Source organism: Halomonas sp. KO116 (genome assembly GCF_000734975.2).
In the GTDB taxonomy this organism is placed as follows: domain Bacteria; phylum Pseudomonadota; class Gammaproteobacteria; order Pseudomonadales; family Halomonadaceae; genus Vreelandella; species Vreelandella glaciei.
Map to the genome: position 1 here is coordinate 3,086,495 of NZ_CP011052.1, position 13,151 is coordinate 3,099,645.

General features: G+C 54.0%; 15 protein-coding genes. 7 read left to right on the forward strand and 8 right to left on the reverse strand.

The window, feature by feature from the left end; all coding sequences use genetic code 11:
- Positions 1–248 precede the first annotated feature (248 nt).
- The 4 genes from KO116_RS14285 to KO116_RS14300 are packed head-to-tail and all read left to right on the forward strand — an operon-like array spanning position 249 to position 3,383.
- Positions 249–1,142 carry a 3-keto-5-aminohexanoate cleavage protein gene (locus KO116_RS14285; RefSeq protein WP_035566700.1) on the forward strand — a complete coding sequence of 298 codons (894 nt, stop codon included), beginning with the start codon at positions 249–251 and terminating at the stop codon, positions 1,140–1,142.
- A complete protein-coding gene (locus KO116_RS14290; RefSeq protein WP_035566702.1) occupies positions 1,139–2,092 on the forward strand; it encodes an L-carnitine dehydrogenase in 954 nt (317 codons plus the stop codon). Before KO116_RS14285 ends, KO116_RS14290 begins: the two co-directional genes overlap by 4 nt.
- The gene (locus tag KO116_RS14295; RefSeq protein ID WP_035566705.1) at positions 2,092–2,547 is read left to right on the forward strand and encodes a thioesterase family protein; all 456 of its coding nucleotides are present in this window, start codon (positions 2,092–2,094) and stop codon (positions 2,545–2,547) included. Before KO116_RS14290 ends, KO116_RS14295 begins: the two co-directional genes overlap by 1 nt.
- A gap of 14 nt (positions 2,548–2,561) precedes the next feature.
- Positions 2,562–3,383 carry an alpha/beta hydrolase gene (locus tag KO116_RS14300; protein WP_035566707.1) on the forward strand — a complete coding sequence of 274 codons (822 nt, stop codon included), beginning with the start codon at positions 2,562–2,564 and terminating at the stop codon, positions 3,381–3,383.
- 82 nt (positions 3,384–3,465) lie between these two features.
- Here the strand turns inward: KO116_RS14300 and KO116_RS14305 are convergent, their stop codons facing one another.
- On the reverse strand, positions 3,466–4,422 hold the full coding sequence (locus KO116_RS14305) for an ABC transporter substrate-binding protein (protein ID WP_045812140.1): 957 nt from the start codon (positions 4,420–4,422) through the stop codon (positions 3,466–3,468).
- A 115-nt stretch (positions 4,423–4,537) separates the two neighbouring features.
- Complete coding sequence (locus tag KO116_RS14310) at positions 4,538–5,506, reverse strand: GlxA family transcriptional regulator (protein ID WP_035566709.1); 969 nt, start codon at positions 5,504–5,506, stop codon at positions 4,538–4,540.
- A gap of 265 nt (positions 5,507–5,771) precedes the next feature.
- Between KO116_RS14310 and KO116_RS14315 the strand changes: the two genes are divergently transcribed.
- Positions 5,772–6,260, forward strand: coding sequence for a pyridoxamine 5'-phosphate oxidase family protein (locus KO116_RS14315; protein WP_035566711.1), 489 nt, complete (start codon positions 5,772–5,774; stop codon positions 6,258–6,260).
- A complete protein-coding gene (locus tag KO116_RS14320; protein WP_035566713.1) occupies positions 6,241–6,813 on the forward strand; it encodes a CAP domain-containing protein in 573 nt (190 codons plus the stop codon). Before KO116_RS14315 ends, KO116_RS14320 begins: the two co-directional genes overlap by 20 nt.
- Before the next feature lie 15 nt (positions 6,814–6,828).
- Here the strand turns inward: KO116_RS14320 and KO116_RS14325 are convergent, their stop codons facing one another.
- Together KO116_RS14325 and KO116_RS25400 are read right to left on the reverse strand one after the other, a co-directional pair.
- Positions 6,829–7,317 (reverse strand): CreA family protein, encoded by a 489-nt coding sequence (locus tag KO116_RS14325; RefSeq protein WP_035566716.1) that lies wholly within the window; start codon positions 7,315–7,317, stop codon positions 6,829–6,831.
- 190 nt (positions 7,318–7,507) lie between these two features.
- Complete coding sequence (locus tag KO116_RS25400) at positions 7,508–7,609, reverse strand: 3-keto-5-aminohexanoate cleavage protein (RefSeq protein WP_235272397.1); 102 nt, start codon at positions 7,607–7,609, stop codon at positions 7,508–7,510.
- Positions 7,610–8,003: 394 nt separating this feature from the next.
- On the opposite strand from KO116_RS25400, the gene KO116_RS14330 reads away from it, so the two are divergent.
- A complete protein-coding gene (locus KO116_RS14330; protein WP_035566719.1) occupies positions 8,004–8,807 on the forward strand; it encodes an SDR family NAD(P)-dependent oxidoreductase in 804 nt (267 codons plus the stop codon).
- 73 nt (positions 8,808–8,880) lie between these two features.
- Here KO116_RS14330 and KO116_RS14335 read toward each other — a convergent pair whose 3' ends face one another.
- The 4 genes from KO116_RS14335 to KO116_RS14350 all read right to left on the reverse strand — a co-directional run bounded on the left by KO116_RS14335 (position 8,881) and on the right by KO116_RS14350 (position 13,151).
- The gene (locus tag KO116_RS14335; RefSeq protein WP_035566722.1) at positions 8,881–10,662 is read right to left on the reverse strand and encodes an ABC transporter substrate-binding protein; all 1,782 of its coding nucleotides are present in this window, start codon (positions 10,660–10,662) and stop codon (positions 8,881–8,883) included.
- A 114-nt stretch (positions 10,663–10,776) separates the two neighbouring features.
- The gene (locus KO116_RS14340) at positions 10,777–11,514 is read right to left on the reverse strand and encodes a sulfite exporter TauE/SafE family protein (RefSeq protein ID WP_035566724.1); all 738 of its coding nucleotides are present in this window, start codon (positions 11,512–11,514) and stop codon (positions 10,777–10,779) included.
- A 123-nt stretch (positions 11,515–11,637) separates the two neighbouring features.
- Positions 11,638–12,228, reverse strand: a complete 591-nt coding sequence (locus KO116_RS14345; protein ID WP_008960026.1) for a malonic semialdehyde reductase — start codon at positions 12,226–12,228, stop codon at positions 11,638–11,640.
- A 59-nt stretch (positions 12,229–12,287) separates the two neighbouring features.
- Positions 12,288–13,151, reverse strand: a complete 864-nt coding sequence (locus tag KO116_RS14350) for an intradiol ring-cleavage dioxygenase (protein ID WP_035566727.1) — start codon at positions 13,149–13,151, stop codon at positions 12,288–12,290.

Genomic DNA, 13,151 nt, shown 5'->3' on the forward strand with positions numbered 1-13,151 from the left:
TTTGTAATTTTTATTTACATTGCACGCGCTTATTGAGTTTAGGTCGCCAATCAGGGCGGTCAATACTCTTTGTCAACAATTTCTTGTCTAAAATTTTCCTACACGCAGCATCACGGCAGGTAACGACAAGTAATAAGCGCACGGCGAAAAATGCCTGTCACGTATATTGAATGTCGCTTTTCGACAACTCTTTATGGCTCAGCGCGACACACTAGTCAGCGAATAAACTGCTGATTAGAGAGCACGCCATGAACCGCAATGTCATTCTCACCTGTGCCGTTACCGGCGCAGGGGATACCACAGCCAAAAACCCCAACGTCCCCGTGACACCCAAGGCCATCGCGGCCTCCTGCATTGAAGCTGCTCGCGCCGGAGCCAGCATCGCGCACATTCACGTTCGCGATCCGGAGACCGGTGGCATCAGCCACTCTTCTGAGCAGTTCCGCGAAGTAATGGAGCGCGTTCGTGAAGCGGATGTGGATATCGTGATGAACATCACTGCTGGCGGCGGCGGCGATTGGATACCCGATGCCACAGACCCAACTCGAGGCGGCCCCGGCACCGATATTCAAACGCCCGTCGAGCGTCACGCCCCAGTCGGCGAACTACTCCCCGAGCTGTGCACGCTGGACTGCGGCAGCCTCAATTTTGGCGACATGGTCTACGTCAACCCTGCGGACTGGCTGCGCGAACATGCCCGCCTCGTTCAAGCCGCAGGCGTTAAGCCGGAACTGGAGTGCTTTGATCTGGGCCACGTCTGGTTTGCCCGCCAGCTTCAGCAAGAGGGGCTGATCGACGGCGACCCGCTTTATCAGCTCTGCCTGGGTATTCCCTGGGGCGCCGAAGCGGACACCGAAACCATGCTGGCCATGCGCAACAAATTACCCACCAACGCTAACTGGGCCGCGTTTGGTATTGGTCGCCATCAAATGCCCATGGTTGCCCAAGCCGTGCTGCTGGGTGGCCACGCTCGGGTCGGGTTGGAAGATAACCTGTTTTTAGAGAAAGGCGTGCTGGCTAACAACGGCCAACTGGTCGAGAAAGCGTCAACCATTATTGAAAACCTAGGCGCCCGAGTAATGACACCGGCAGAAACCCGCGCCCATTTGAAGTTACGCAACCCGTCAGGAGATGTTGTATGAGCCGCTTAGCCGTGATTGGTACTGGCGTGATTGGCAACGGTTGGATTGCCCGCGCCCTCGCCCAGGGGTGGGACGTCGTCGCCTTCGACCCGGATCCCAACGCGCCAGCGCGCACGCAATCGTTTATCGACAATGCCTGGCCCTCGTTAACCCAACTCGGTTTAGCGCCCGATGCTAGCCCTGATTGGTTAACCTTTGCGACCACGATTGAAGAGGCCGTGAACGGCGCTGACCTGATTCAGGAGAATGTCCCCGAGCGTCTACCGCTAAAGCAAGAAATTTTAGCCGCTATCGATGCCGCTGCCGCACCGGACGTCATTATTGGCTCGTCGACTTCCGGCTTTAAGCCCACCGATCTTCAACAGCAGTGCCAACAAGCACCTGGGCGCGTGATCGTCGCTCACCCCTTCAACCCGGTGTATTTACTGCCACTGGTGGAGCTTGTTGGCGGTGAGGCCACCCAGCCCGCACAGATTGCCAGCGCTCAAGGTTTATATCAGTCGCTCGCCATGCGGCCGCTAGTGGTGCGCCGTGAAATAGAGGGCCATATCGCCGACCGCTTGATGGAAGCGCTGTGGCGGGAAGCCTTGCACTTGGTCAACGATGGCGTGGCCACCACCGAAGAGATCGACGCGGCGGTGGTTTACGGCTGTGGGCTACGCTGGCCTTTGATGGGCACCTTTTTAACCTTCCACTTGGCGGGCGGCGAGCCTGGCATGCGCCATATGCTGGAGCAGTTTGGCCCCGCGTTAAAACTACCCTGGACCAAGCTGGAAGCGCCAGAACTCACCGACGAGCTCATCGACAAAGTGGTCGAAGGCTGTGAGCATCAGGCCGCGGGGCGTTCAGTGGCCACGCTGGACCGGCGCCGGGATGACTTTTTAGTCGAGCTGCTGGAAGTAGTGCAGAAATACTGGCCGGAAGCCGAAGGTTTAAAGGGACGCATTTGATGATCATCCATGAAACCCACGTCGCCCCCGAGTGGGTCGACTACAACGGCCACATGAACGACGCGGAGTACGCCCGCGTCTTTTCTCAGGCCTGCGAAGCGCTGATTGACCAGATAGGCTTAGACGAAGCGGGCCGTGAGCACTATGGCTTCACGATCTACACGCTGGAAACCCACCTCTGCTATCGCCGCGAGGCGCACCAAGGCCAGCCGCTCACTATTGATCTCACGCTGCTCGATAGCGATGTCAAACGTCTGCACGTGTTTTTCGCCATGTTCGATGACGAAGGCAACCTGCTGGCGACCAGCGAACAGATGTTGATGGGCATGAAACAAGCGTCAGGACGACCAAGCCCGTTTCCCGAAGCGGTCGCGAATCGCGTAGCTGCGCTGCCAAAGGCAAATGGCGATGCCTGGCCGGAGCTTGCTGGCCGCACCATCGGTATTCGACGCTAAGGGTGACTTCAAAGATGAACGTAGACGCCTTTATTCAGCGCTTTAGCGCAGGGCTGGCCGTGATGGAGGAGCTTCCCCTGCCTCAAGCGCGGCGCGCCTACGATAAGCTTTGCCGCACCTTCACCCCACCCGACCCGGCGGGAATGCGGATCGACAATAGCGTTTATGATGGTATTAGCCTGCGCCGCTTTATCCCCCAGCGGCGAATGCCAGGCTGCGTGCTGTTTATCCATGGCGGCGGTTTTACGATCGGCTCAGTGGAGAGCCACCACGGCCCCGCCGCCAGCTTGGCCCAACTGCTCGAGCGTGAAGTGGTAAGCGTTAACTATCGGCTGGCACCAGAGGTAGATTACCCCACCATGTTGGCAGACTGCCAAGCAGTACTAGCAGCGGTTCATCCGGTCGCGCTGGTGGGTGATAGCGCGGGCGGGCGATTGGCTATCGACCTTGCCCATCAGCATAGTGACGCACCGCCGCTTGGCTTGATCTACCCACCGGTCGGCGAGCTATCGCCTGAATGCCTTGGGGAGGATGCACCACTGCTGTCACGCAGCGACGTGCTCAGTATTCGTGAACAGTGCCCTGAGATTATCGCCACCCAGAGGGATCAAAGCGCTCCTGCTAGCAGCATCGAAGTGCTTACCGTGGAGCACGACTCGTTAACAAGGCCTGTCGAAACGACGGTGGCGCAATGGCAAAAAACGGGGGCATCCATTGGCTATCGCTGCGCGCCGCAGATGGTCCATGGCGCGCTTCACGCCCACGCCCAGCTACCCGACATGAGTGCCGCCTGGCAAGACTTTTGCCACACATTAAAACAGCGCCTTAATCAATAAGGCGCTGTTAAGCAGTTCAGTTCGTAAGGGTCATGCTTTAAGAGTCGAGCTATTAAGAATCAAGCTATTAAGAGTCGAGCTATTAAGAATCAAACTGGGCCCGCACTTGCTCAATAGCGGATTCGCCATCGCGGGTTTCAACGCCGTCTAACCATTCGGCAACGGTATCCAGGTTGTTGCCAATCCACTCGTTCGCCACTTCATCTGCCGGGCGCTCTTCGTAGCTGTACTCGTGCACCCACTCGTTCTGGTCTTCGATATCGATCACGTATTGCGATAGGAAGCGGTGAACCTGCGGGGCCTCTTCGGCGAGACTGGCGGGGGTAATGGTCCACACCGTGCTTTCAATGGTCGCCACGCCCGCATCATCGCTGTCGGCTAAATAGGCTAAATCGAAGCTCACGTTCATCCAGTGAGGCTCCCAGCCGACGAATGTCACCCACTCTTCGTCGGCCATTTTTTGCTCAGCCTGGGCCAGCATTGCTGAGGTCGAGCTTTCGCGCAGTTCCCAATCGCCTAGACCTGCAAGGTCGTTATCGATGGCATTGAGAATCGCATCGTTAATGCCAGTACCCGCTTCAATGCCCTGGATTTCGCCATCAAAGCGATCATGGTGCTCAGCCAATTCAGCGACCGTGGTCACGCCGGCATCGTAAACATACTGGGGAACCACCAGCCCAGAATTGGCCCCGCTGATATTGGAAACCACCTTCTCGACTTTGCCATCCGCTACCAGCGGCTCGACCATATCAGTCTGTACCGGGTACCAGCCACCTAGATAGATTTCCAGGTCATTACGCGACAAGCCTTCCAAAATAACGCTGACTGCTAAATCTTGCTGGCGGGTTTCGTAGCCCATGGTCTCCAGCAATTGGGCAGCGATTTCTGATTTTACCGTGACCCCAGGCCATGGCGGCACGCCAAAACGTAGCTCATCAAGCTCTGCCATGGCGGGCGTGGCAGCAAAGGCAGCGAATAAAAAGCCCGCTTTTAGCGATAGTGACTTGGTGGTGGTAGCGCTAGGAGTGATAGACATCATATGGCTAAACCTCTTATTAGTTGGGTTTAGTTAGTATGCGCGGCTGCCTCCCCACTACTAGGCGATAAGCGACGCTTACCAGCCACTACACGACACTTCACGACACTACCGAACCTTAAACACTTTTCTCCCGCACCTGTCGCGGCGAATAGCCGTAATGCGCACGAAAAGCACGCGCAAAGCTGGAAGACGAGCTAAAGCCGCAGGCCAACCCCACCGCCAACACTGCTAAATCGGTCTCCGCTAACAGCCGCCGGGCGCGCTTGATGCGAAGCTGCAAGTACCACTGCCGCGGGGTCTCGTTAAGCTCCTGCTCGAATAAGCGCTGAAGTTGGCGAACCGATACCTCTACCCGGCTCGCGACCTCTTCAAGGGCAAGCGGCTCTTCAAGGTTCTGCTCCATCAGGGCCACCGCTTCGACCACTCGCCGATTATGGGTGCCTAGGCGTTTCACCAGCGCCATGCGCTGCTGATCGCTGCGAGTACGGATTCGGTCATGGATGAGCTGCTCAGACACATCGATGGCCAGCTTCGCGCCATGCCGCCGCGCAATCACCTCCAACGCCATATCCATGGCTGCCGCCCCGCCCGCGCAGGAGAAGCGCCGCTCCCCCAGCTCATACAGCTCATCCGTGGTCTCAATGCCCGGAAAGCGCTCACGAAAGGCGGGCAGACTCTCCCAGTGCAGCGCCACCCGCTCGTGTTTTAGCAACCCAGTGGCCGCGAGCAAAAATGCCCCGGTATCAATACCGCCCAAGCAGCAGCCCGCCTGATCCAACTGATGAAGCCAGGCCATTAATGGCCGAGTGAGGTGGGCTTCCGGCGTAAACCCACTGCATACCGCCAGCGAAGGCAAGTGATGCACATCCGCCGTTGCTTGATCCGCCATCAGGGTCATGCCGTTAGACGCCGTCACCGGCCCGCCATCAGCGCTTATCAACGTCCAGTCGAACAGCGGGCGATGGGCAATGCGATTGGCAATTCTCAGCGGCTCTACCGCCGCAAAGAAAGCCATCATCGAATATTGCGGCAGTAGTAAAAATCCCACCATTTCAGGCAGCGGGCCCTGGTAACTAAGACGCATCACAATACCTAAGCTTATTAAAGTAATTTCAAAAAGGCGTTTCGACAGTATTCAGCAGCGTATTGCGTCATTTTGATCCTGCCCAGTAACCGAGGACACATCAAGTTGGACGTTACCTGGCAAGATACAGGTTTATTCAAAAGTGCATTTGCTGATGACGAAAATGGTAGCTAAGCTGTAGCTAGCCATTAACGCTGTACAAGCATTGTCTATGGCTATTTTTGGTACCCAATTCATAAGGCCAATTCATAAGGAGAGTGACGCTATGTCCAGCCCGGAACATAAGCAGAAGATCTGGAAGATGATCAAAGATATCAAAGTCGGTATGCTCGTGACGTTAGATCACGGCACTCCCCGCGCCCGGCCAATGCACTTAGTGCAAGACGAATACGATGGCACCCTGTGGTTCTTTACCCGCCGCAGTGCCGAAAAGGTGTTTGAGACCGAAAGCGATCACGACGTGTGCCTGAGCTTCTCCGACCAGGAAGAGGGTCTCTACGTATCGCTATCGGGCAAAGCCAACCTGACCGACAACCGCGAACTGATCGAAAAATACTGGAACCCTTTCATCGCCGCCTGGTTCCCGGAAGGTAAAGACGATCCAGACGTCGCGCTGCTAGAAATTAAAGTGCAGATGGGTGAGCACTGGAAAGCCAAAGAGAGTAAGACTTTCCAGCTTTATGAAATCGCCAAAGCAAACCTCAAAAAGGACGCCACTCCGAACCTAGGCGAGAATGAAAAGTTTGGTGGGTAACTTCCTTCCCAAGCGCCCCGCTCTCGGGGCGCTTTCCAGCCTCATGGTCGTCATACTCATGGGTTCAGGCAGCTCTTGGGCCAGTGACGAGTCCCAAAGTGATAATGCTACTCTTCAGGGCAAATGCGAACTCAGCGATCAGCAGCAGGCAATGCTGTCGCTGGTTAACGAAGCGCGTAGTCAGGCTCGACAATGCGGCGACCAACGGTTTGAGGCCGCAGAGTCGTTAGCATGGAGCTGCAAGCTGGAAGCAGCAGCCAAGAGCCACTCTGAAGACATGGCCGAGAACGACTACTTTAGCCACACTGGCCCTAATGGTGCAGGTATTGAGCAGCGTGTGGGTAATCAGGATTACGTGTGGCAAGCCGTGGGTGAGAATATCGCCGCTGGCCACACCTCTGTTTCCGCCGTGGTGGAAGGCTGGCTAGACAGCCCCGGCCACTGCCGCAACATCATGAATGACGCCTTTACCGAGATGGGCATGGCAAAAGCCGAGGATTCAGAGGCGCGCTACTCAACCTACTGGACACAAACGCTCGGCAATCCTCGCTAGGCGCCCACGAATCACTTACTGGTTGCCTCCTATCGCACCATAGTTGACGGCGGTAATCGCATTTTTAGGCGAGCCATCTACCAGCTTGGTACTGTAAGTCAGATACACAAAGGTCTGGGTTTCAGCATCATGCATGCGAACGACGCGCATATTTTTGAAAAGCGCAGAGCGACGCTGAGTAAAAATCACTTCTTGCTCCTCTACTTCAGCAAGGTCGAAGATGATCTCGCCTGTCTGCCGACAGGCCACGCTCGCCTCACTGGCCTCCTCAGCAAGCCCCACCGCCCCAGAGATCCCGCCAATCTGTGAGTAGGAGAGATAACAGGAGATACCCTGAACGTCCGGGTCATCGAAGCGCTCCACTTCAATGGTGTTGTTCGGGCCCAGCAGCTTGAACTCGGTACGCACGCTGCCAATATGGGCATCCTGAGCCAGCAGCGCGGGCGGCAGCAGCGCAAACATAGCAATGAGCGACGTGAAGGCAACGCGTTTTGGGAAAAACATGGATAACTTCCTTGGCAATAGTCAGCCGCGTGGGGTCAATCGAAGAGAGCATCATTACTCAATCAGGGGGGAGACGTCGGACCAAATTTATGTCTTCAGATAACCTCTAAGAGCAGTCTATAAAATAGTACCAGAACGTCCTTGTAATGTTACAAAGATGAGTCAATATTGACGACAATGCCCTGCCATGTTACCGGCAGGTTGCATCATTCGTAATCGGCACGGCAGGATTGTTCTCTTTGCGCGGCAGGCTGCCGGTGATAGCGACACAAATAATACAGGGCTGAGACATAAACACTCTCTTTGTTCTTATTGCGAATAAATAGGCTTGAAGTTTTTAGCATCAAACCCACTTTCAGGAACTTTCACTGGGCGAGAACCTGAAAATAATAAAACGCTGTTATTTAAACTAAAGCGATAAAGCTGATATTAAACACTAGCTATATCCCCTCTCATAACGCAGTGCCCGTAGAAACGTCCAATCTGGTCATATTAACGACTGACCAACCTGTCATTGCCTGTGTGACATACCGAGAATATGCCATCACAAGGTTATAAATCTGTCATTAGCAAAGCAGGATAAACGACGGATGCCCTTGTTAACGCAGACTCCCTACGTCCAACAACAAAGACTATTTATCTTGGTGGCGGAGAGAGACCCACAATAAGATTTCTAAGGTGACCTCATGGACAACACTCGACTCAAAGGTAAAAACTGCTTAATTACAGGCGCCGCACGTGGCATGGGCGCCGCCGTTGCCGAACACTATGCGGCTCAAGGCGCCAAGGTGTGCGTAGCAGATATCAATATTGAAGGGTGCGAGGAAGTCGCTGCGCGCATCAAAGCAAACGGCGGCGACGCCATTGCGGTCAAACTCAACGTTACCGACCGTGCCGAAGTGCAGGCCGCGGTTAAAGCAACGGTTGATGCCTTTGGTAGCTTGAACGTGATGGTCAATAATGCGGGTATTAACAAGCCATTAATGTTCCTGGATATTACCGAGGAAAACTGGCATCAGATCATGGATGTTAACGCGTTAGGGTGCCTACTCGGCATGCAGGAAGCCGCTAAGCAGATGATCAATCAAGGCAAAGATAACGGGCCTTACAAAATCATTAACGTGGGCTCAATTCTATCGCGTCAGGCTTTTGATGATGTGGTGCCTTATTCGTGTAGCAAGCACGCTGTGCTCGCCATGATTAATGGTGGCGCTAAGGCCTTGGTGGATCACAACATTACCGTTAATGGCTATGGTCCTGGCGTCGTACGCACAGAGCTTTGGGAGCAGCTCGACAAAGACTTGGTCAGCATCGGCAAGTTCGATAAGCAGGGGCAGTCGATGGATGAGCTGGCGGAGAAGATGATACTTATGAAGCGTTACTCCTACCCTGAAGATGTGGTCGGCACCGCGTCTTTCTTGGCCAGCGCAGAATCCGATTATATGACGGGCCAGCTGCTGATGATCGATGGCGGCATGATCATGCAGTAACCGGCACTCCCCGTCCCCATGCCTGCCTCTCAGGCATGGGGTTATGCCACACTCCTTACTATTCGCGCCTCACTCAATAATGCCCCTTGGCTCGCATCACTTTGTCCGCCCGTTCCTGGGCGATCGACAAGGCTTTCTTAATCGAACGCCTACCATCTAGCACCTCGAATATCTCATTGCCTGCAATACTAATAAGGTCGGTAATTCCCGGCACGGGTGGGCGTGGCCAAGCCTGTAAAATATCCTTTTGTGCCATATCGTCGACAATTTTTATGAGGGGTGACAATGCAGAGACTTCAGGATCTTGGCTAACACTGAAACGGGGCGTCACTAGGCTGCCATTCATAATGTAGAGTTTGGACATGTTTGCAGATGTCAGATGCCGTAAAGCCGTCCACACTGCCTCAACCCGCTCTGGTGCTAAGTTAGCCGGAATGGCGAGGGCATAACCTCCTATTGGGGTTATGGCACGGCCATGATTTCCAACAGGATGGGGAAGATAGCGAGTATTGCCATAAGCAGGTGAGTGCCGATTCAACTCAAACAACGGGGCGAGTAGCGTGTAGCAGTAGGCCATACTGGTTTCACCCGATGCATACGACTGCGCACGCTCGTACCAAGACATACTGAGGATATTAGGCGGTGAATATTTCAGTATATCCAGCATATATTCGCAGGCCCTATAAGCGGCATCTGATTGAAACATAGGACGTAGCTGCTCGCCTCTGGCTTGCTGAAAGTCATAACCTCCTTGACAACTCGATAGATTAAGGAGCGGCTGACCGAACTTCGCCATAAGAAAACTAAAGGTATGCCCGAGTGGCGTGCCTCTCGCTGCATTCCAAGCGATGCCGTAACGTCCTTTGGCAGGCTCATGTAGCTGTCTAGCGACTTTGACAAGCGCTTCTGTTGTGGTTGGAGGCGTCAACTGCAACGCCTCGAAAACATCCTGACGATAGCAGAGCAATTCTGGTGTTGTTTGAACGGGTATACCGTACTGACTGCCCGCATACCCTGAGCTCTGTATAGCCATTGGATGAAAATCAGAGAGATCATAATCATCGCGTTTAATTAATGCATCAAGTGGCATCAGAACACCATCCGCCGCTAACTCACCAAACCAGGGTAAGTCACAGGCCACTACGTCATAGCGCGACTTGGCTAAACGAGCATTGTCTAGAATCTCATCTAACAGATTATCGATTGACCTTGCCTTGTTACGTATTTCCAACCCAAAGATCGACTCCAACTGACGTTTAAGATTGTGCATCGCCATGAACGTTGGGTCAGCATGCGCTAACACGCGTAATCCCCCCTTAAGTTCAAGCCGCGCAGAGAGCACTGCCGGGGTCGATATCACCCGCTCAGAGGACGACATACCCAGAAAGATCTTGCTGGCTGAATCTGATGTTGGGTCTATACCGAACAACGGCCCAAGGAGCCCTTTAATACGCTCGGCGTAGCTTTCCCACTCCTGGATCATTTGAGGGGAAGGATGCAACGAAACCGTCTTACCCGACTTAGTTCGTGGCCGTGAGATAAGCAAACCGCGCTGCATGATACTCTCGATGCCGCGTTTTGCCGTACCGTAGGTGAGGCCAGACGCATCGGCAAGAGACGTGGGGGTAGTTAACCTACCCGCAAGGTGGTTACGCATGACGTGCAGCAGCATACGCATCTCACGATAGCCAAGCGCCATAGAGAGCGAACTTTCAGTTTCATCTTCAAATTTTTCAATGAAGTCGATAAATCGTGCGAGCTCTGTATTCGAGATTTTGGAGGAGGGCATTTGCGATAACTTATCGTAAGGCCCTTCTGGGTTTGTTTCGTTTATCTCAACACGACCTTCTCTCATGACAACTCCAACACATCACCAAACCACCAGGCCGCCAACGTGATGGTAAACACTTTTCGCGATGGGGCTGCTTGCTATTAAAGAACAGCTATAAAAAAAGTTTACCATTAAGTGTCAGCCTATACCGTCCATGATTAAGCGGATACCCAGCAGAATAAGCAGGCAAAGAATCACCCGGAAAAACAGCTCGCCATTGATGCGTTTTTGAATAACCAGCCCCAACCGAACCCCCAGCCATGCAACAGGCATCAGCAACAGCGCTATGGTCAGGTTATCAAGGTTAACCAAGCCCAGCAGGGTGTAGGGAACCAGCTTCACCAGGTTAGTAATGGCCAGAAAAACCACTGCCGTCCCCAGGAATTGCTGTTTGCTCAGCTGGCATTGCAGCAGGTAAAAATTCAGCGGTGGCCCGCCCGCATGGGCAATAAAACTGGTAAATCCTGCAATGCCACCACATAGGCGCCCTACCCAGCCAGGCATTAATTTGCCACGTAGCGGTTTGAATAACCCCCACAGGCCAAACAGTACCGAAAACACCCCCAACAGCAATGTCAGCAGCGCCTCATCAAACCAGCCATAGGTGAAGTAACCCACCACCACCCCTAGCACCGCGGGCGGAAACATAAGCCACAATAGACGGCCAACCCGCTGGTGCCACCACGCCTTGAGACTAAACACATCCATTACAATCAGTAGCGGCAGCATCACCGCGACAGCAAACGTCGGGCTTGCCTTTAACGAGATTAACGGCACGGCCACCACCCCTACCCCACCGGCAAATCCTGACTTGGAAATACCAGTCAGCAGCACAGCCACTACCATTAACGCCACGAACACCCAGTCAACAACCATCTCAACGCCTCACTAGTTTTGCGCCGAGGCTCCCCTTGCTGCGATGCAAGCGAAAAAGGGGGCCATGACAGTCACGGCCCCCTTACGTTTAGGCATACCAGCAAGCGTTAGCCATAAAGTTTGTTACATCACTTTGCACACTTCATCAAAGGAGAAGCGGTCGCCACGAGGGAACAACGCGCTCGTATCGCCATAGCCTAAGTTACACAGAAAATTGCTCTTCACTTTGCCATCTGGGAAGAACTCTTCATCCACGGCCGCGTTGTTGAAGCCAGACATAGGGCCAGCGTCCAACCCTAGCGCGCGAGCCGCTAAAATGAGATAGCCGCCTTGAATGGAGCTATTACGGAATGCCGTGGAATGAATAAAGTCCGGTTTGCCTTCGAACAGCGATTTTGCGTCTTTGTTATGGGCGAACATGCGCGGCAGATGCTCATAGAACTCTGTGTCGAAACCAAGCACGGCGACCACCGGTGCCTTCATGGTTTTTTCCTGATTGCCTGGCATCAGAGCGGGTTTCAGGCGCTCTTTGGCCTCATCTGTGGTCAGGAACAGAATCCGCGCTGGCTGGCAATTCATCGAGGTGGGGCCGAAATGCATTAGATTATACAGCTCGCGCAGCGTTTCCTCGCTAACGTCACGATCCTGCCAAACGTTGTGGGTACGTGCTTCAGTAAATAGCGTTGCGATAGCGGTTTGATCGATCGTTGTCATGTCGTTTCCTCTTTAGGTTTAACCAGCTCAGTTCGAGCCGGACGTTCAGGTTGAGACGCTCAGGCCGTCTTTAAGCCGAAGTCGTAATGAAAATAGCGGTAAGGCGTTTCTATCTGCCGACCATCGGGCGCTTGCCCTGCTGGCTGCTGAGCAAACGTCTTCACCAGTGAATCCTTCACACCAAATACCGCATCCGAATCAAGGTAGGGGTCGTCTTCGGCGAAGATTTGGGTGACCAAGGTTTCGTACCCCGGCGCCATCAGCATGAAATGCACATGCGCCGGGCGATAAGGATGCCGCCCGGTAATGTCGAGCATTTTGCCGACTGGCCCGTCTGTTGGGATCGGATAAGGCGAAGGGGTGACGGTCCAGAAGGCGTAACCGCCTTGGCTATCGGTATGGAAGCGAGCACGCAATGAAGCGCTTTCAAGCTCAGGCTTTTGCACGTCGTAAAAACCTTCACTGTCCGACTGCCATACATCAATAGTGACATTTGCCAATGGCTTACCCTGGGCATCGTGCACGCGGCCTTCAACGAATAGCGGCTCGCCTTCAACCCCCCAATTAATGGCATCACCCTGATTCGCTTGGGGAGGGTCCGCCACATAAAAAGGCCCCAATACGGTACTTTCGGTAATGTTCGGGTCACTGTTTGAGTGGTTGATGGCGTCCACCAACATGGTCACACCAAGGGTGTCAGAAAGCAGAATGAACTCTTGGCGTTCGTCATCGCACATTTGCCCCGTGCGGGTCAGAAACTCAATCGCCTGGGTCCACTCTTGCTCTGTGGGTTGTACTTCACGCAGATAAGCGTGCAGGTGTTTGACCAAACCATTAAGCAGCGTCTTTAGCCGTGCGTCTTCACAGCTAGAGAACTCTTCAATTACCGCCGCGGTGATATTGTCGGTCGTCAGGTTGCGCAT

Excerpts from the sequence above, each read along its gene's own strand:
- KO116_RS14295 (WP_035566705.1), top strand. The coding sequence starts at position 2,092 with ATGATCATCCATGAAACCCACGTCGCCCCCGAGTGGGTCGACTACAAC.
- KO116_RS14330 (WP_035566719.1), top strand. The coding sequence starts at position 8,004 with ATGGACAACACTCGACTCAAAGGTAAAAACTGCTTAATTACAGGCGCC.
- KO116_RS14300 (WP_035566707.1), top strand. The coding sequence starts at position 2,562 with ATGAACGTAGACGCCTTTATTCAGCGCTTTAGCGCAGGGCTGGCCGTG.
- KO116_RS14290 (WP_035566702.1), top strand. The coding sequence starts at position 1,139 with ATGAGCCGCTTAGCCGTGATTGGTACTGGCGTGATTGGCAACGGTTGG.
- KO116_RS14345 (WP_008960026.1), bottom strand. The coding sequence starts at position 12,228 with ATGACAACGATCGATCAAACCGCTATCGCAACGCTATTTACTGAAGCA.
- KO116_RS14310 (WP_035566709.1), bottom strand. The coding sequence starts at position 5,506 with ATGCGTCTTAGTTACCAGGGCCCGCTGCCTGAAATGGTGGGATTTTTA.
- KO116_RS25400 (WP_235272397.1), bottom strand. The coding sequence starts at position 7,609 with ATGTCTCAGCCCTGTATTATTTGTGTCGCTATCACCGGCAGCCTGCCG.
- KO116_RS14315 (WP_035566711.1), top strand. The coding sequence starts at position 5,772 with ATGTCCAGCCCGGAACATAAGCAGAAGATCTGGAAGATGATCAAAGAT.
- KO116_RS14325 (WP_035566716.1), bottom strand. The coding sequence starts at position 7,317 with ATGTTTTTCCCAAAACGCGTTGCCTTCACGTCGCTCATTGCTATGTTT.
- KO116_RS14335 (WP_035566722.1), bottom strand. The coding sequence starts at position 10,662 with ATGAGAGAAGGTCGTGTTGAGATAAACGAAACAAACCCAGAAGGGCCT.
- KO116_RS14285 (WP_035566700.1), top strand. The coding sequence starts at position 249 with ATGAACCGCAATGTCATTCTCACCTGTGCCGTTACCGGCGCAGGGGAT.
- KO116_RS14340 (WP_035566724.1), bottom strand. The coding sequence starts at position 11,514 with ATGGTTGTTGACTGGGTGTTCGTGGCGTTAATGGTAGTGGCTGTGCTG.
- KO116_RS14320 (WP_035566713.1), top strand. The coding sequence starts at position 6,241 with ATGAAAAGTTTGGTGGGTAACTTCCTTCCCAAGCGCCCCGCTCTCGGG.
- KO116_RS14305 (WP_045812140.1), bottom strand. The coding sequence starts at position 4,422 with ATGATGTCTATCACTCCTAGCGCTACCACCACCAAGTCACTATCGCTA.
- KO116_RS14350 (WP_035566727.1), bottom strand. The coding sequence starts at position 13,151 with ATGCGCAACCTGACGACCGACAATATCACCGCGGCGGTAATTGAAGAG.